The sequence below is a fragment of the Limimaricola pyoseonensis genome (assembly GCF_900102015.1).
Lineage (GTDB): Bacteria > Pseudomonadota > Alphaproteobacteria > Rhodobacterales > Rhodobacteraceae > Limimaricola > Limimaricola pyoseonensis.
Window position 1 is genome coordinate 167,843 of record NZ_FNAT01000004.1, and the last position, 16,590, is coordinate 184,432.

Below are 16,590 nucleotides of genomic sequence, written 5' to 3' on the forward strand. Positions count from 1 at the left end.
GACGCCCGGGCCTTCGCGGTCCGGGCGTCTTCGCAAAACGGGACCACGACACGAGGGACAGGCATTGTGAGTGAAGATCACGCCGACATCACGCCGCCCCGGGACGAGGGCGCGCCGATCCCCGAGGCGGGGTGGCTGGGGCGCGTCATCGACCGGCTGGGCATCGTCTTCGCCATCGGGATCATCGCCGCGATGCTGATCCTGATCCAGGAGGTGGTGCTGCGCTATTTCTTCAACAGCCCGACGATCTGGGCGCATGAGACGACGGTGTTCCTGTCGGGCATGGCCTTCATCTTCGGCGGGCTCTACTGCACCGCGCGCGACCGCCACATCCGGGTCGTGCTGATCTACGACCAGCTCGGGCCGAAGCTGCGCCGCGGCTTCGACATCGTGATCTCGATCATCTGCGGCCTCGCGGCGGCGATGTTCACCTGGGCCGGCTGGATCATGGTCTCGCGCGCCGCCTTCGCGCCCTCGGGCGAGATCCGGCTGGAGCGCTCGGGCAGCGCCTGGAACCCGGCCTATCCGGGTCTGATCAAGATCTTCCTGATGGTCGTGCTGGGGGTGATGACCGTCCAGTTCGCGATCCTCGCCTACAACTACGCGCGGGGACGGCGCTGATGGAATTCTTCGGAGCACTGCAAGGCCTCGGCATCGAGGGCGCCACCGGGCTGATGTTCGCCATGCTCTTGGTGCTGCTCGTCACCGGCATCCCGCTGTCCTACGTCACGCTGCTCGTGGCGCTGGTCTTCGCTCTCGGCTGGTTCGGGCCGATGGCGGTGCCGCTGATCACCAGCCGGGTCTATTCCTTCGTCTCGAGCTTCGTCTTCGTCTCGGTGCCGATGTTCGTGCTGATGGCGGCGATCCTCGACCGATCCGGCATCGCGCGCGACCTGTTCGACGCGATGCGGCTCGTCGGTGGCCGGCTCAGGGGCGGCGTCGCGATCCAGACCATCGTGGTCGCGGTGATCCTCGCGGCGATGTCGGGCATCATCGGCGGCGAGGTGGTGCTCTTGGGCCTGATCGCGCTGCCGCAGATGCTGCGGCTGGGCTATGACCGCAACCTCGCGATCGGCGTGGTCTGCGCCGGCGGCGCGCTCGGCACCATGGTGCCGCCCTCGATCGTGCTGATCATCTACGGCCTGACCGCCAACGTCTCGATCGGCGACCTGTTCACCGCGGCCTTCATCCCCGGCCTGATGCTGGCGGGCTTCTACGTGGCCTACGTTCTGATCCGCGCCTACATCAACCCGGCCGTGGCGCCGGTGGTCGAGGGGCCGCGCCCCACCACCGCCGAGAAGCTGCGCCTGCTCAAGGGGCTGTTCCTGCCGATCCTCGTGGTGATCGGCGTGCTGGGCTCGATCTATGGCGGCATCGCGTCGGTGACCGAGGCCTCGGCCGTCGGCGTGCTGGGCGTCACCGTCTCGACCATGATCCGCGGCGAATTCAGCTTCGGGCTGATGCGCGACGCGGCGCTGCAGACGCTGCAGACGGTCGGCATGATCGTCTGGATCGGCATCGGCGCGACCGCGCTCGTGGGCGTGTTCAACCTGATGGGCGGCATCAAGTTCGTCTCGGCGATGATCACCGGCATCTCGGACGAGCCGCTCATCGTGCTGCTGTTCATGATGGCGATCCTGTTCGTGCTGGGCATGTTCCTCGACTGGGTCGGGATCGCGCTGCTGACCATGCCGATCTTCGTGCCGATCATCACCTCGATGGGCTACGACCCGGTCTGGTTCGGCGTGGTGTTCTGCATGAACATGCAGATGAGCTTCCTCAGCCCGCCCTTCGGACCTGCGGCCTTCTACCTCAAGTCGGTGGCGCCGCCCGACATCGCGCTCGGCGACATCTTCCGCTCGCTTTTGCCCTTCATCGGCATGCAGGCGCTGGCGGTGGCGGTGCTGATCCTCTTCCCGGCGATCGCCATCTACTGAGGCCGGACGCCGGACAGGACCGGGCCCGTCCCCTGCGCGGCAGGGGGCGGGCCTTTTTCGTCAGGCGAGCAGGGCCTCGAGCTCGGCCTGCGTCGGAAAGGCGCTCAGGGTGCCGCGGCGGGTGACGGTGATCGCGGCCGCCCGGGCCGCGTCGCGCAGGGCCGCGGCGTCGATCCCGGTGCCGCGCCGGGCGGCGGAGACGAGGGCGACGCTCTGGAAGGTGTCGCCCGCCCCGGTGCTGTCGGTCGCCGCGACCGCCACCGCCGGGACCGGCCGGACCCCGCCCGCCGTGCCGAGCAGCGCGCCCTCGCGGCCGAGCGTCAGCACCACGGTCGAGGGGCCGGCGCGCAGCAGCGCCCGGACGGCCTCGGCGCCCTCGCGCCCGCTCAGCACCCCGGCCTCGTGCTGGTTGAGAAACAGCGTGTCGACCTGCGGCAGCAGGTCGGCGAAGGCGTCGCGCACCGGCGAGGGGTTGAACACCACGCGCATCGCGCGGGCGCGCGCCTCGGCGATCAGGGCGCGGGTGGTCGAGAGGCCCAGATTGCCCTGCAGCACCATCAGGTCGCCCGGCGCCGCCGCGGCGAGGTCGGGCAGGACCGCGTCGGCCGTGAGCGCGCGCGCGCAGTCGACCGTGGTGACGATGACGTTCGCGCCCTCGCCGTCGGCGAGGATGATCGACAAATCCGTGCTCGCCCCGGCGATCGGCAGCAGCCGCGCCTCCAGCGGCTCTGCCGCGAGCCAGCCGCGCACGCGCTCGGCGCGGGTGTCGCTGCCGATGCCGGCGATCAGCGTGGTGGGCAGCCCGGCGCGGGCCAGCACGACGGCCTGGTTGGCGCCCTTGCCGCCCAGCTCGACGCTGCCCTTGCCGGCGAGGATGGACTCGCCTTCGCCCGGCAGGCGCTCGACCCGGAAGTTCTCGTCGATCGCGGCGTTGCCGATCACGTATGCACGCATGTCCCGTTCCGTCTGTTGGGTGGGCAGGCGCGACCGCCCACCGCGAATATGTGAAGAATATTCTTGACCGAACGTCAGAATGCAATTGTAAATGGGTTTACTAAACCAGTTTACGAACCCTGAGGACGAGAGGTGACGAGGTGAGCGCAAGGAGCCGGCACAGCCTGAAGGACGTGGCGCGGGCCGCCGACGTCTCGGTCGCCACCGTGTCGCGCTACCTCAACGGCCAGCTCGAGCTGCCCGCGGCCACGCGCGACCGGATCGACGAGGCGGTGCGCCGGCTGGACTACCGGCCGAACCCGCATGCCCGCCGCCTCAGCCTCGGCCGCTCAGACACGCTGGCGCTGATCATCCCGGACATCGCCAACCCGTTCTTCGCCCGGCTCGCCGCGGCGATGGAGCAGGCGGCGGCCGCGCGCGGCGTGATGGTGACGCTGCACGCCACGATGAACCGGGCCGAGCGCGAGCTGGCGGCGCTGGACCTCGCCTCGCGCAACCATGTCGACGGCCTCGTCTTCGTCACCAACCACATGCCGCCGCCAGAGGTGGCCGCGCTGATCAACAGCTTTCCGCGCGCCGTCATCCTCGACGAGGACGTGCGCGGCGCGGTGGCGCCGCGGCTGATGTGCGACAACGAGATGGGCGGCGTGCTGGCGGGGCGGGCGCTCTACCGGGCCGGCCACCGCCGGGTCGCCTATATCGGCGGGCGCGAGGACCTGTTCAGCACCAGCGCCCGGCTGGCCGGGCTGAAGCGCGGCATGGAGGGGATCGCGCCGGCGCGCAGCTACGTGCACGACCACGCCGCCGCCTCGGGCCGCGAGCTGGCGCAGCGCTTCCTGCAGGATGGCGGCGAGGCGACGGCGCTGTTCGTGGGCTCGGACGAGCTTCTGGTGGGCGTGCTCGACGTGTTCCGCGAGCGCGGCGTGCGGGTGCCGGACGATCATTCCATCATCAGCTTCGACAACGTGCGCTCGCTGCACCTGTTCGACCCCGCGATCACCGCCGTCGAGCAGCCGGTCGACAGCCTCGGCCGCCGCGCCGTCGAGCTGCTGCTCGAGGGCGACTGGGACGCGCCCGGCTTCCGGCAGACCCTGGAACTCCTGCCCGTGACACTGGTCGAGCGCGCCTCGGTCCGTGCGCCGGCCAATAACAACAAGAGCGTGCGACCCCACAACCAACAGAGAGAGAAGCAATGAAAAACGGCATCAAGACCCTTCTGCTCGCCGCCCCGGCCACCCTCGCCCTGACGGCGGGCGGCGCGACCGCGCAGGAAACCTTCGCCATGGTGCAGATCAACCAGCAGGCGCTGTTCTTCAACCAGATGAACGAGGGCGCCACGGCCGCCGCCGAGGAGCTGGGCGACGAGCTGGTGATCTTCAACGCCAACAACGACCCGGCCGAGCAGAACAGCGCGGTCGAGACCTACATCCAGCAGGGCGTCGACGGCATCGTGGTGATCGCCATCGACGTCAACGGCATCATGCCGGCGGTGCAGCAGGCGGTGGATGCGGGCATCCCGGTCGTGGCGGTCGACGCGGTGCTGCCCGAGGGGCCGCAGGCCGCGCAGGTGGGCGTCGACAACGCCACCGCCGGCGCGATGATGGGCGAGTACTTCCTCGAATACATGAACGCCGAGATGGACGGCGCCGCCAAGATCGGCATCGTCGGTGCGCTGAACTCGGCGATCCAGAACGAGCGGCAGGCCGGCTTCGAGGGCGTGGTCTCCGAGGCCGAGGGCGTCACCATGGCCAACGTGGTCGACGGCCAGAACGTGCAGGACCTCGCGCTGGCCGCGGCCGAGAACCTGATCACCGCCAACCCCGATCTCGACGCGATCTACGCCACCGGCGAGCCGGCGCTTCTGGGCGCGATCGCGGCGGTCGAGAGCCAGGGCAAGCAGGACGACATCCGCCTGTTCGGCTGGGACCTGACCCAGCAGGCGATCAACGGCATCGACGCGGGCTACGTCACCGCCGTGATCCAGCAGGACCCGGCGCAGATGGGCGCGACGGCGGTGAACATCCTCAACACGCTGGCCGAGGGCGGCAGCACCGAGCCGGTGGTCGCGGTGCCGGTCACCATCGTGACCAGCGACAACGTCGACGACTTCCGGAGCATCTTCGAGTGATGGCCGCGTCAAGCGCATTGCAGGCCGTCGATCCGGAGGGCCCCGTGCCCTCCGGACAGCCGCAGGTGCCACGGATCTCGCTGCGCGGGATCCGCAAGACCTTCGGCTCGATCGAGGCGCTGCGCGGCGTCGATCTCGACATCGCGCCGGGCGAATGCGTCGGGCTGATCGGCGACAACGCCGCCGGCAAGTCGACGCTGACCAAGATCATCTCGGGCACCTACATCGCCGATTCCGGCTCGATCGCGATCGACGGCGAGCCGGTCTCCTTCACCAGCCCGGCCGAGGCGCGCGCCCGCCACATCGAGATGGTGTTCCAGGACCTGAGCCTGTGCGACCACATCGACGTCATGGGCAACCTGTTCCTCGGCCGCGAGGAGACGCGCTGGTCGTTTCTCAACAACGCCTCGATGCGCGAGCGGGCGCGGGCGATGCTCGACGATCTCGACATCCGCATCCCCAAGCTCACCGCCAAGGTGGCGCAGCTCTCGGGCGGGCAGCGGCAGGCCATCGCCATCGCGCGGGCCGCCTCGTTCGAGCCGCGCGTGCTGATCATGGACGAGCCGACCTCGGCGCTCGCCGTGGCCGAGGTCGAGGCGGTGCTGCGGCTGATCAACCGGGTCAAGGCGCGCGGCGTCTCGGTGATCCTGATCACCCACCGCCTGCAGGACCTGTTCCGGGTCTGCGACAAGATCGCCGTCATGTACGAGGGCACCAAGGTCGCCGAGCGCGCGATCGGCGACACCAGCCTCGAGGATCTGGTGCGGCTGATCGTCGGCAAGGGGGAAGAGATATGAGCGTGACCTACACCGAGCGCGGGCAGGGCTCCGCCTTGGCCGACTTCCTGTCCGAGAAGGCGCAGGTGCTCTCCATCGCCTTCTTCTTCGTCGTCTGCGTGGCCTTCTTCTCGATCGCCACGGACGTGTTCCTGACGCCGGGCAACCTGCTCAACGTGCTGCGGCAGGCGGCGCCGATCCTGGTGGTGGCGGTGGCCATGACCTTCGTGATCATCACCGCGGGGATCGACCTCTCGGTCGGCTCGCAGGTGGCGCTGATCAACGCCAGCGCCGCGCTGACGCTGTCCTTCGGCGTGCCCTGGCCGCTCGTCGTGCTGGCGATGCTGCTGCTCGGCGCGGCGATCGGGCTGGGGCAGGGCTGGTTCGTGGCCTATCAGGGCATTCCGGCCTTCATCGTCACGCTGGCGGGGCTGTCGATCCTGCGCGGCGCCGCGCTCTACATGACCAAGGGCTACTCGATCCCGATCACCGACGTGCCGGGCTTCTTCGTTCTGGGCCGCGGCACGCTGCTCGGCATCCCGGTGCCGGCGATCATCGCGCTCGCGGTCGCGGCGGCCGGCGCGCTGGTCATCGGCAGCCAGATCTACGGCCGCCGCGTGGTCGCGGTCGGCTCGAACCCCGAGGCCGCGCGCCGGGTGGGGATGCCGGCGAAATGGACCATCGCCTCGGTCTACATGCTGACCGGGATCGCCTCGGCGGTGGCGGGGCTCCTGATCGCGGCGCGGCTCGGCTCGGGCTCGTCCAACGCGGCGGTGGGCTTCGAGCTGCAGGTGATCGCGGCGGTGGTGCTGGGCGGCACCTCGCTGTTCGGCGGGCGCGGCTCGATCCTCGGGACCATCCTCGGCACGCTGACCATCGCGGTGATCGGCAACGGGCTGATCCTGATGCACATCTCGCCCTTCTTCACGCAGATCGTCACCGGCGCGATCATCCTCATCGCGATCTGGCTCAACACCCGGATCTTCACCGCGGGCTTCTCGTTCCGGCGCAAGCCGTCGTGAGCGCCGAGATTCCCGGCCAGTCAGGACAGCAGATGCAGACCATATCCAGCAATGACGGCAACGCGATCGAGGCGATCTTCGGCCGGCCCAGGGCCCTGATCGGCATGATCCACTGCCCGCCCTTTCCCGGCGCGCCGCGCTATCGCGGGCAGGCGATGGAAGAGATCTACGACGCCTGCCTGCGCGACGCCGAGGCGCTGATCGCAAACGGGATGCATGGCCTCGTGATCGAGAACCACGGCGACGTGCCCTTCTCCAAGCCCGAGGATATCGGGCCCGAGACCACCGGCTTTCTCGCCGTGGCGGCCGACCGCATCCGCCGCCGTTTCGACGTGCCGATGGGGGTGAACGTTCTGGCCAACGCGCCGATCCCGGCGCTGGCCGTGGCGCGCGCGGCGGGGGCCGCGTTCATCCGCGTCAACCAGTGGGCCAACGCCTATGTCGCCAACGAGGGCTTCATGGAGGGGCGCGCGGCCGAGGCGATGCGCTACCGCGCCATGCTGCGCGGCGAGGGCATCCGCGTCTTCGCCGACAGCCACGTCAAGCATGGCAGCCACGCCATCACCGCCGATCGCAGCGTCGCCGAGCTGACCCGCGACCTCGCCTTCTTCGACGCCGACGGCGTGATCGCCACCGGCCAGCGCACCGGCGACAGCGCCACGCTGGAGGAGATCGAGGAGGTGGCGGGCGCGACCAACCTGCCGGTGCTGGTGGGCTCGGGTGTGACCGCCGGGAACGTGGTGCCGATCCTCGGCGTGGCGCAGGCGGTGATCGTCGCCTCGTCGCTGAAGGAGGGCGGGGTCTGGTGGAACCCGGTCGAGCCCGCCCGCGTGCGCGCCTTCGTCGAGGCGGCGCGCCCGGCCACGGGGGACGCGGCATGACGCTCTCCGACGAGATCCTCGAGCGCAACCGCGCCGTGCTCGACCGGATGCTGGGGCATCGCTTCGTCGAGGACATCTGCGCCGACCGGCTGCCGCGCGAGGCGTTCCACCGCTACCTCGCCTACGAGGGGGCCTTCGTCGAGACCGCGATCTCGATCTTCGCCTATGCCGCGGCGCGCGCGCCCGACATTGAGGCGCAGCGCTGGCTGGTGGGCGTGCTCGACGCGCTGGTCAACCGGCAGATGCCCTATTTCGAGGCGCGCTTCGAGGCGCTGGGGATCGCGCCGGCGACGGCGCTGCCCGAAGAGGCGGCGGCGTTCCGGGACGGGATGCTGGCGCTGGCCGAGACCGGCGGCTTTCTCGACATCGTCACCGCGATGTTCGCGGCCGAGTGGATGTACTGGGGCTGGAGCCGCCGCGCCATGGCGGCGGGGATCTCGGACCCGGACCTGCGCGCCTGGGTGGCGCTGCATGTCGACGAGGAGTTCGCGGCGCAGGCCACGTGGCTGAAGGACGCGATCGACCGCCACGGCGGGCCCGGCGATCTCGACCGGCTGTCGGGCATCTTCGCGCGGGTGACCGAGCTCGAGATCCGCTTCCACGACGCGCCCTACGCGGAGCCCGTCGCATGACCCATGCCTTTCTCGACCACGTCGAAACCGTGCTCGGCCCGGTGCCCCTCGGGGATCTCGGCGTCACCTTGATGCACGAGCACATCCTGAACGACTGCCGCTGCTGGTGGCGCGGCCGCGATCCGGAGTTCCGCTCGCCGATCCGCGACCTGCCGGTCTCGGCGGCGATCCAGTCGCGGCTGCGCCACGACCCCTTCGCCAACCGCGACAACTGCGCGCTCGACGACGAGGAGATGGCGATCGCGGAGCTGGGCCAGTTCGCAGCCGAGGGCGGGCGCACGGTGGTCGACCCCACCTGCCGCGGCATCGGCCGCGACCCCGAGGCGCTGATCCGCATCGCGCGCGCCACGGGGCTGAACATCGTCATGGGGGCGGGCTACTACCTCGAGGCATCGCACCCGCCGCATCTGGCGGGTCTGTCCGAGGAGGACATCGCCGCCGAGATCGCGGCCGAGGCCCGCGACGGCGTGGGCGACAGCGGCGCGAGGATCGGGCTCATAGGCGAGATCGGCGTCTCGGCCGATTTCACGCCGACCGAGCGGCGGGTGCTGCGCGGCGCGGCGCTGGCCGCGGCGCGGACCGGTCTGCCGCTGATGGTGCACCTGCCGGGCTGGGAACGGGTGGCGCACGAGGTGCTCGACGTGGTCGAGGCCTGCGGCCAGCCGCTCGACCGGGTGATCCTGTGCCACATGAACCCGAGCCATGACGACCCGCTCTACCAGCGGACGCTGGCGCGGCGTGGCGCCTATATCGAGTACGACATGCTGGGCATGGACTACTGGTACGACGACCAGCAGGTGCAATGCCCGGGCGACGCCGACTGCGCCGCGGCGATCGCGCGGCTGGTCGCGGACGGGTTCGGGCGGCAGGTGCTGCTGTCGCAGGACGTGTTCCTGAAGATGATGCTGAGCGCGCATGGCGGCAACGGCTACGCGCATGTGCAGCGGCACGTGCTGCCGCGGCTGCGCCGGCTCGGGCTGAGCCCGGCCGATCTCGACATGCTGATGATCGACAACCCCCGCCAGGCCCTGGCGCAACGACGGATCGAGGAGTGACGACATGACCAAGGTGCTGCTGGTGGGCGAGAGCTGGGTGAGCTCGGCCACGCATTTCAAGGGCTTCGACCAGTTCGGCAGCGTGACCTTCCACACCGGGGCCAGGCGCTTCCTGTCGGGGATGGCGGCGGCCGGGCACGAGGTGGTCAACATGCAGGCGCACGAGGCCGCCGAGGCCTTTCCGACCACGCTGGAGGGGCTGGCCGAGTACGACGTGATCATCCTGTCGGACATCGGCGCCAACACGCTGCTGCTGCACCCCGACGTCTGGCTGCGGGGGGAGCGCGTGCCGAACCGGATCGCGCTGATCGAGGAATGGACGCGGCGCGGCGGCGGGCTGGTGATGATCGGCGGCTACTTCTCGTTCCAGGGCATCGACGGGCGGGCGCGCTGGCACCGGACCCCGGTCGAGGCGGCGCTGCCGGTGAGCTGCCTGCCGGGCGACGACCGGCTGGAGATCCCCGAGGGTTGCACCCCGGTGGTGGATCTGCCCGAGCACCCGCTGCTGCGGGGCGTGCCCGGCGACTGGCCCTACCTGCTGGGCGTCAACGAGGTGGAGTGCAAGGCCGGCGACGGGGTCGAGCGGGTGCTGTCGCTGCCCGACGCGCAGCGCGGGCTGCCGCTTCTGGTCGCGGGCCGGCACGGCGAGGGGCGCACGCTGGCCTGGACCTCGGACATGAGCGAGCACTGGCTGCCGCCGGCCTTCCTCGCTTGGGAGGGCTATGACCGGCTGTTCGGCAACATGATCGCCTGGGCGGCCGGGGAGATCTGACCCGCCCGCCCGCACGGGCGCGGCGTGCCTCGAGCGCTTCGGGCGTCGTGACGGGTTTCCGTCGCGGCGCCCGTCTTGCTTGTGGCGCAGGGCAGGGCGGTCCGGTCGGTTCACGGTGCCTTAGGGGGGGGCGGTTGCACGGGGTCATCTGGAAGCCGAGGCGTCCGCAGGGCCCGGCCGCCGTCGTGCCGGCCATGACGTGATCCGGGTGATGCGGAACGCCGGGGCATGTGGCGTCTGCCGCGGCTCTTCCCGCCAACCCACGGGAATGTTTCAGCCCGTCACGGTGGAGAGACCCACGCGGCTGTGACTGGCCCGGCGCGGCGCGTGCGGCCAGCCTGCAGCTGCCGCGGGGCAGGAGGCTCCGGCGGCGCGTATCAACATCGGGAGGCCGACCTCATGTCCATCGATCTGAAATCCCTGTCCGTCGCCAGCGCCGTCGCGGCCGCGCTCACCGCCGGCGGCGGCATGGCGCAGGCCCAGGCGCAGGAGAAATGCTACGGCGTTTCGCTGGCCGGGGAGAACGACTGCGCCGCCGGGCCCGGCACGACCTGCGCCGGCACCTCGAAGGTCGACTACCAGGGCAACGCCTGGACCCTGGTGCCCGAGGGCACCTGCTCCGACATCGAGCTGCCGGCCATGGCCGACGGCACGCCGCGCGAGGGCTCGCTCGAGGCGCTCGAGCGCGACCTGCCGGCCTGAGGCCGCCCCGGGAGCACGCGCGGGGCCGGGCCGCCCGGCCCCGCGATCCGGCCGCATGAGAGGCGGCGAGACGATTGGCCGCGAGGGGGACCGCCATGACCGACCGACCCGCATCCGAGCTGCCGCCGCGCCCCGGCGTCGGTTTCAAGTCGAAGCATTTCGAGGCGCTCACCCACGACCCCGGCGCGGTCGCCTGGATCGAGATCCATGCCGAGAACTACATGGGAGACGGCGGCCGGCCGCTGGCGCAGCTCGACGCGCTGGCGCGGCGCTTCCCGGTCTCGGTGCATGGCGTCGGCCTGTCGATCGGCGGCGAGGCGCCCTTGTCGCGCGAGCATCTCGCGCGGCTGCGCCGGCTGGTGGACCGGGTGAAGCCCGCAAGCTTTTCCGAGCATCTCGCCTGGTCGACCCATGAGGGCAGCTATCTCAACGACCTGCTGCCGCTGCCCTATACCCGCGCCACGCTGCAGCGGGTGACCGACCACGTGGCCGAGGTGCAGGACGCGCTCGGGCGGCGGATGCTGCTGGAGAACCCGTCGAACTACCTCGCCTTCGCCGAGAGCGAGATGGACGAGATCGCCTTCCTGTCGGGCATCGCAGAGGCCACCGGCTGCGGGCTGCTGCTCGACGTCAACAACGTGCATGTCTCGGCGGTGAACCAGCAGGTCCCGGCCGAGGCCTATATCGACGCCTTCCCGATGGGGTTGGTGGGCGAGATCCATCTCGGCGGTCACGACGCGCAGGAGGACGAGACCGGCGCGCCGCTCTTGATCGACAGCCACGGCGCGGAGGTGGCCGACCCGGTCTGGCGGCTCTACGCGCGGGCGCTGGCGCGCGGCGGGCCGAAGCCCACGCTGATCGAATGGGACACCGACGTGCCCGACTGGCCGGTGCTGGAGGCCGAGGCCGCGCGCGCCGCGGCGATCCTCGACCGCGAGCGGGCGCCGGCATGAGCGAGGGCGGCTTCACGCGGGCGCTGATGGCGCCGGAGCTGCCGGTGCCGGAGGGGCTGGTCGCGCCCGGCGGCCGCCCGGCCGGGGCGCGCTTCGACGTCTACCGCAACAACGTCATCGTTTCGCTGACCGATGCGCTCGGCGTGGCCTTTCCCGCCGTGCGGCGGCTGGTCGGCCCGGTGTTCTTCGCCGCCATGGCGCGCGAGTTCCTGCGCGCGCACCCGCCGCGCTCGCCGCGGCTGGCGCTGTGGGGCGCGGCGTTGCCGGGCTGGCTCGAGGATTTCCCGCCGGTGGCGAAGCTCGGCTACCTGCCCGACGTGGCGCGGCTCGAGCAGGCGCTGCGCGAGGCCTACCACGCCGCCGATGCGAGCCCGATCGCGCCCGAGCGCCTGGGCGCGCTGCCGCCCGAGCGGCTGATGCGCACCCGGCTGCACCTCGCGCCGGCGGCGCGGGCGCTGGCCTCGGCCTGGCCGGCGCTGTCGATCTGGCGCGGCGAGACGCCCGCGATGCGGGCCGAGGAGATGCTGGTCGCCCGGCCCGGCTTCGACCCGGTGGCGCTGTCGCTGCCCGAGGGCGGCGCGGCCTTCGTGGACAGGCTTTCGGAGGGGCTGCCGCTGGGGCGGGCGCTGGCGCCGGTGCCGCGCGGCTTCGACCTTGCGGCCGTGCTGGGCGCGCTGATCTCGGGGCAGGCCATCACCGATCTGACGGAGGCGACATGACCGAAGCTCTCACCCTGCGCTGGATGGCGCTGACCGGCGGGCTCGACCGCGCCGCCGCGCCGGTTCTGGGCAGCCTTGCCCGGCTGGTCTTCGCCGCCGTTCTCTTCCTCTACTACTGGCGCGCGGGTCTCGCGAAGATCGGCGAGGGGCCGCTCGGCCCGTTCATGCCCGACCCCGGCGCCTATGCGCAGATCTTTCCGCGCGCCTTCGAGGCGGTGGGCTACGACCCGAGCGGGCTCGGGCTGTTCCACTGGGCGGTGGCGGTGGCGGCGCTCTGGGCCGAGCTGGTCCTGCCGGTGCTGATCGTGATCGGGCTCGCGACGCGGCTCGCGGCGCTGGGGATGATCGGCGTGGTGGTGGTGCAGTCGCTCACCGACATCCTCGGCCATGCCGTCGGGCCCGAGACGGTGGGCGCGTGGTTCGACCGGCTGCCCGACGCGGCGATCCTCGACCAGCGGGCATTTTGGGTCTTCCTGCTGCTGGCGCTGGTGCTGCGCGGTCCCGGGCCGATCTCGCTCGATGCGCTGATCCGGCGTCGCCTTGAACCGAAACCGATGCGGCGGCGGCCTAGCGGTGGCCGACCCAGCCCCGGTCGTCGGTGAAGGCGCGGCCCGGCGTGATCGCGATGGGCCCGTAGCCCTCGGGCAGGTCCGACAGCAGGGCGAGCGGCGCGGGCGCGGCCGCGAGCAGGATGTTGGCCCGGCCGCTGCGGCCGACCGGGCCCTGCACGGCTTCGACATGCGGCCAGACCTCGCGCAGGATCGCGTGCAGGCCGCGCGCCAGCCGCCCGTCGGGACGGTCGATCAGGTTGACGTAGACCGGGCCGTCGACGATCTCGCGCAGCCGCGCGTAGGTCTCGCGCGTCGCCAGATGCGCGGGCACCGAGTCCGATGAGAAGGCGTCCATCACCGCGGCGTCGAAGCGGCGGCCGGTCTCGTTGATGTAGACCCGACCGTCGGCATGGAAGATGCCGAGCCGGCCCGCTGCCTCCGCATCGCCCTCCGCATCGCCCGCCGCATCGCCCGCCGCGTCGAAGCCGCTGCGCGCGATCGTCGCGCCGGCCGCCGGGAGGTTGGCGCGGACGACCTTCGTGACCAGCGGGTCGATCTCGACCGCGACGGCGCGGGCCTCCGGACGCTCAGCCAGCAGCCGCGTGGGCAGCGTGTAGCCGCCGCCCCCGACGAAGAGCACCTCGGCGGCGGGGCCGAGATCGCGGTCCATCCGGGACCAGAGCCAGCGCGTGTAGGACAGCACCAGCTCGGGCGCGGCGTCCCCCGGCGCCAGCCGCTCGGCCGCCTGCGTGACGCGGTCGGATTGCAGGGTGACGGTGCCGCCGCGCTGCACGACGTCGATGCAGGACAGGCCGGATTCGTACTGGCAGACCGGGCCGCCGGTCAGGTTCGCGGCGACCAGCAGCGCCGGCGGCCCGAGTGCCGCGAGGGTGACCGGCTCGGGCGCGCCGCCGTCATGCGGCGCGCGGTCCCGCAGCACCGGCACGCAGAGCAGCGCCGCCGCGCCGCAGGCGGCGAAGGTCGCGGCCGAGCCGACCAGCGGCAGGGTGACGAAGCCCGCGAGGATCGCCCCGGCGATCGCGCCGACCGAGCCTGCCGCGAGCACGAGGCCCAGCGACGAGCCCTCGCGCCCCGGCCGGGCCTCGACCGCCAGCTTGGCGAGGAAGGGCGAGGGGTAGCTGATCAGCACAGAGGCCGGGAAGAAGGCCGCGATGACGGTCAGGGCCATGCCGCCGGTGCCGCGCGCCCCCATGGCGTAGAGCGCGGCGAGCACGGTCGGCGACAGCGCCATCAGCACCGCCGTGGCCAGCAGCGCCCGGCGCACCTGGCGCATCGCGACGCGGCGCGGCCGCTCGGCCGCGAAGCCGCCGAGCGCGTTGCCGAGCGAGAAGCCGGCGAGGACGGTGGCGATGACGCTGGTCCATGTCACCAGCGAGGTGCCGAAGAAGGGGGCGAGCACGCGCCCGGCGGCGATCTCGTAGGTCAGCCCCACGACGGACAGCACGAGGATCAGGCCGATGGTGGTCCAGAACCGCATGTCGGCCTCCTCGGGGCAAGGGTGACGGCGTGGCGCCGGACGCCGGGCGACGGCGGGCCGCGCCGTCAGGTCATCGCATGCCGCGTGACGGGCGTGCAATGACCGGATGGCCGCGCCTGCGGCGGCGCTGCGCTGCCGGAGCTGCGCGCGGCGCGACGCGCCCCGGTCACGACAGCCCCGCCCGGTCGAGGATCTCGGGGATCCTCGACTTCACCTTGAAGTAGCCGGCCGTCGCATGCGGCCAGATCGCCGCGTCCCAGTCGCGCCGCCATTCCCGCAGCGCGATGCCGCGCGCCGCCAGCTCCGGCCCGGCCGCTTGCAGCCAGTCGCGGAGCGGCCCGGTCGGCACGTAGGGCGTCGCGATCTGGCTCGCCCCGACCCGCTCGGCCCAGCGGGCGAGGTCGCCGGGCGCGTCGGCCTGCATCTCCTCGGCCCCGCGGCCGATGCGCCCGGCGGCGTCGGCCAGCGCCGCGGCTTCGAACCCGGCCACGTGCCCGGCCACCGGGCGCGGCGAGCGCTGGTGGCTCGCGGCCAGCGTCGCCACGGCCCGGATGTCGAGCGCCTCCGGCGCGAAATCCTCTACCCGGCAATCCTCCTCGGTGATCAGCAGCGCCGTCGGCAGGCCGGGGCGGGGCGCCTCGACCGCGCGCAGCGGCGTCACCGGCGGCAGGCCGTCGGGCTCCTCGGCCTCGAGCCCCTCGACCCCGGCGGCGAGGTCGGCCTCGCGCGGCGCGACGCGCCCGCCGGTGTATTTCGCGATGTTCCAGGCCTGCGCCTCGTAGGGCTTGCCCCGGGTGTGCAGCCCGGCGACCCAGCGCCAGCTCAGCGTGTTCGAGGCCGGGTCGCCGTCGAGCAGGTGCCGGTAGAAGAAATCCGCGCCGATCCGCCAGGGCAGCTCCAGCGCGAAGATCCAGATCGAGGCGAACCACATCCGGGCGTGGTTGTGCAGGTAGCCGGTCTCGACCAGCTCGCGCGCCCAGGCGTCGAAGCCGTCGCGCCCGGTGCGGCCGGTCTCGGCGCGCTCGACCGCGTCGCGCAGGCGGTCGTCGCGCGCCATGGCATCGAGATCGCGCGCCAGCCCGTCGCGGTAGCTGTCCCAGATCACCGGCCGCCGCTCGAGCCAGCCCTTGAAGTAGCCGCGCCAGACCACCTCCTGCACGAATTTCGCGGCCTGCTCGGGCCCGTGCGCCGCGAGCGCCGCAGCCACGAGCTCCGGCTCGAGCAAGAGGCGGCGGCGGAGATAGGGCGAGAGCGTCGAGACGTCGTCATGCGCGCCGGGGCCCGCGTCGAAACCGCGCCGCTCGGCGTAGCGCCGGCCCATGCGCGGCACGAAGCCCCGCATCAGCGCCTCGCCTTGCGCGCGCGTTGCGTGACGATGGATCGGCTCGAGCTGCTCGTCGGTCATCGCGGTCATCCCCCGGCCCGGATGAAGCGCGAGCTATGGCCGGGCGGGGGCCGATCAAATGCGCCGATGTCGCAGGCGCGGGGGGGGGGGCGCCTAAAGAGCGGTCCTCGAGGCGGTCATCGGCAAGGGCGTGACTGTCGCCGGACCGGCCCGCCAGCGCGATGGGTCGCGGAGCCGTTTAGCCGAAAAGAGGGGAAAGTCCGGGGCAGAGATTTCCCCCGGTTCAGGCGCTGCGGCGCGCCGGTTCCGGGGCGGCGGGGGGTGTCCTGGCGAGCCGGCAGGCGGCCTCGTGCTGGCTCAGGAACACCTCGCCGGTCATCTCGTCGAGGAAGTGGCTGCGCTTGAGGCGGTCCATCACCGGACCCTTCACCTCGCTCAGATGCAGCCGGATGCCGGCCTCCTTCAGGCGGGCATTGATCGCCTCGAGCGACTCCAGCGCCGAGAGGTCGATCTCGTTCACCGCCGGGAACATCAGCACCACGTCCGTGAGATCGGGCTTCTCGGCGGCGAAGGCGGCGAGCCGGTCCTCGAGGAAGCGGGCGTTGGGGAAGTAGAGGCTCTCGTCCACGCGCAGCGCCAGCACGTGCGGCTGGGTCTCGACCGCG

At 71.9% G+C, this 16,590-nt stretch carries 18 protein-coding genes; 14 read left to right on the forward strand and 4 right to left on the reverse strand.

Translation table 11 applies throughout. The annotated features are described in order from the left end of the window. The first annotated feature begins 66 nt into the window (after positions 1-66). Both BLT43_RS10570 and BLT43_RS10575 read left to right on the forward strand, forming a co-directional pair. Entirely contained in the window at positions 67-621 is a 555-nt protein-coding gene (locus BLT43_RS10570; protein WP_090112656.1) for a TRAP transporter small permease subunit, read from the forward strand. Continuing rightward, on the forward strand, positions 621-1,937 hold the full coding sequence (locus BLT43_RS10575) for a TRAP transporter large permease (protein WP_090112659.1): 1,317 nt from the start codon (positions 621-623) through the stop codon (positions 1,935-1,937). The genes BLT43_RS10570 and BLT43_RS10575 overlap by 1 nt, the downstream gene beginning before the upstream one ends. 60 nt (positions 1,938-1,997) lie before the next feature. Here BLT43_RS10575 and BLT43_RS10580 read toward each other — a convergent pair whose 3' ends face one another. Further along, on the reverse strand, positions 1,998-2,891 hold the full coding sequence (locus tag BLT43_RS10580) for a PfkB family carbohydrate kinase (protein WP_090112661.1): 894 nt from the start codon (positions 2,889-2,891) through the stop codon (positions 1,998-2,000). Between the two features lie 140 nt (positions 2,892-3,031). On the opposite strand from BLT43_RS10580, the gene BLT43_RS10585 reads away from it, so the two are divergent. The 12 genes from BLT43_RS10585 (at position 3,032) to BLT43_RS10640 (ending at position 13,133) form a co-directional block, all read left to right on the forward strand. Next, positions 3,032-4,087 carry a LacI family DNA-binding transcriptional regulator gene (locus tag BLT43_RS10585; protein ID WP_090112663.1) on the forward strand — a complete coding sequence of 352 codons (1,056 nt, stop codon included), beginning with the start codon at positions 3,032-3,034 and terminating at the stop codon, positions 4,085-4,087. After that, entirely contained in the window at positions 4,084-5,019 is a 936-nt protein-coding gene (locus tag BLT43_RS10590) for a substrate-binding domain-containing protein (protein WP_090112665.1), read from the forward strand. Before BLT43_RS10585 ends, BLT43_RS10590 begins: the two co-directional genes overlap by 4 nt. Positions 5,020-5,063: 44 nt before the next feature. Then, positions 5,064-5,816, forward strand: a complete 753-nt coding sequence (locus BLT43_RS10595; protein ID WP_242652276.1) for an ATP-binding cassette domain-containing protein — start codon at positions 5,064-5,066, stop codon at positions 5,814-5,816. Then, entirely contained in the window at positions 5,813-6,817 is a 1,005-nt protein-coding gene (locus tag BLT43_RS10600; protein WP_090112669.1) for an ABC transporter permease, read from the forward strand. Before BLT43_RS10595 ends, BLT43_RS10600 begins: the two co-directional genes overlap by 4 nt. A 32-nt stretch (positions 6,818-6,849) precedes the next feature. Beyond that, positions 6,850-7,698 carry a BtpA/SgcQ family protein gene (locus tag BLT43_RS10605; protein WP_090112671.1) on the forward strand — a complete coding sequence of 283 codons (849 nt, stop codon included), beginning with the start codon at positions 6,850-6,852 and terminating at the stop codon, positions 7,696-7,698. Continuing rightward, positions 7,695-8,330, forward strand: coding sequence for a TenA family protein (locus tag BLT43_RS10610; RefSeq protein WP_090112673.1), 636 nt, complete (start codon positions 7,695-7,697; stop codon positions 8,328-8,330). Before BLT43_RS10605 ends, BLT43_RS10610 begins: the two co-directional genes overlap by 4 nt. Beyond that, positions 8,327-9,385, forward strand: a complete 1,059-nt coding sequence (locus tag BLT43_RS10615) for a phosphotriesterase family protein (RefSeq protein WP_090112675.1) — start codon at positions 8,327-8,329, stop codon at positions 9,383-9,385. Before BLT43_RS10610 ends, BLT43_RS10615 begins: the two co-directional genes overlap by 4 nt. 4 nt (positions 9,386-9,389) lie before the next feature. Continuing rightward, positions 9,390-10,157 carry a glutamine amidotransferase gene (locus BLT43_RS10620; protein ID WP_090112677.1) on the forward strand — a complete coding sequence of 256 codons (768 nt, stop codon included), beginning with the start codon at positions 9,390-9,392 and terminating at the stop codon, positions 10,155-10,157. A gap of 399 nt (positions 10,158-10,556) precedes the next feature. Continuing rightward, the gene (locus BLT43_RS10625; RefSeq protein ID WP_090112679.1) at positions 10,557-10,859 is read left to right on the forward strand and encodes a BufA1 family periplasmic bufferin-type metallophore; all 303 of its coding nucleotides are present in this window, start codon (positions 10,557-10,559) and stop codon (positions 10,857-10,859) included. A gap of 95 nt (positions 10,860-10,954) precedes the next feature. Further along, positions 10,955-11,812, forward strand: a complete 858-nt coding sequence (bufB, locus tag BLT43_RS10630) for an MNIO family bufferin maturase (protein ID WP_090112681.1) — start codon at positions 10,955-10,957, stop codon at positions 11,810-11,812. Further along, complete coding sequence (locus BLT43_RS10635) at positions 11,809-12,531, forward strand: HvfC/BufC N-terminal domain-containing protein (protein WP_090112683.1); 723 nt, start codon at positions 11,809-11,811, stop codon at positions 12,529-12,531. Before bufB ends, BLT43_RS10635 begins: the two co-directional genes overlap by 4 nt. Then, positions 12,528-13,133, forward strand: coding sequence for a DoxX family protein (locus BLT43_RS10640; RefSeq protein WP_090112685.1), 606 nt, complete (start codon positions 12,528-12,530; stop codon positions 13,131-13,133). The genes BLT43_RS10635 and BLT43_RS10640 overlap by 4 nt, the downstream gene beginning before the upstream one ends. Here the strand turns inward: BLT43_RS10640 and BLT43_RS10645 are convergent. The 3 genes from BLT43_RS10645 to BLT43_RS10655 all read right to left on the reverse strand — a co-directional run. Then, complete coding sequence (locus tag BLT43_RS10645; protein WP_207497504.1) at positions 13,099-14,580, reverse strand: fused MFS/spermidine synthase; 1,482 nt, start codon at positions 14,578-14,580, stop codon at positions 13,099-13,101. The two genes, BLT43_RS10640 and BLT43_RS10645, sit on opposite strands and share 35 nt — an antisense overlap. 166 nt (positions 14,581-14,746) lie before the next feature. Continuing rightward, positions 14,747-15,985 (reverse strand): FAD-binding domain-containing protein, encoded by a 1,239-nt coding sequence (locus BLT43_RS10650; RefSeq protein WP_242652277.1) that lies wholly within the window; start codon positions 15,983-15,985, stop codon positions 14,747-14,749. A 223-nt stretch (positions 15,986-16,208) separates the two neighbouring features. Further along, on the reverse strand, positions 16,209-16,590 hold a 382-nt coding region (locus tag BLT43_RS10655; protein WP_131802646.1), incomplete at its 5' end, for an STAS domain-containing protein.